This is a genomic window from Pseudoalteromonas aliena (genome assembly GCF_038155085.1).
GTDB lineage: Bacteria > Pseudomonadota > Gammaproteobacteria > Enterobacterales > Alteromonadaceae > Pseudoalteromonas > Pseudoalteromonas aliena_A.
In genome coordinates this window covers 1-210 of record NZ_JBAKAU010000272.1, presented here as the reverse complement: position 1 = coordinate 210, position 210 = coordinate 1, and the positions used below count along the sequence as shown (strand labels likewise).

The 210-nt window shown below is 36.2% G+C and carries 1 protein-coding gene; it reads right to left on the bottom strand.

The features are described 5' to 3' along the window. On the bottom strand, nt 1-210 hold a 210-nt coding region (locus tag V6260_RS19360), incomplete at both ends, for a hypothetical protein (RefSeq protein ID WP_341595630.1).

Genomic DNA, 210 nt, shown 5'->3' with positions numbered 1-210 from the left:
CTCGCGGTTTAAGTCTATAGGCAATTTGGTGGGGGAGCTTACATATAGCTCAACTGCTGAATATTCAATATCAATAACTAATGAAAACCACTGCGCTAACAAGTTACTATCAACAAACATATCGCCGTGATCAGCATAAGCTTGTTGGCTATTAAATGAATATCTAGCGCCGTTTATTTGTACTGTATTTGCATTTAAGTCTAGATAAAA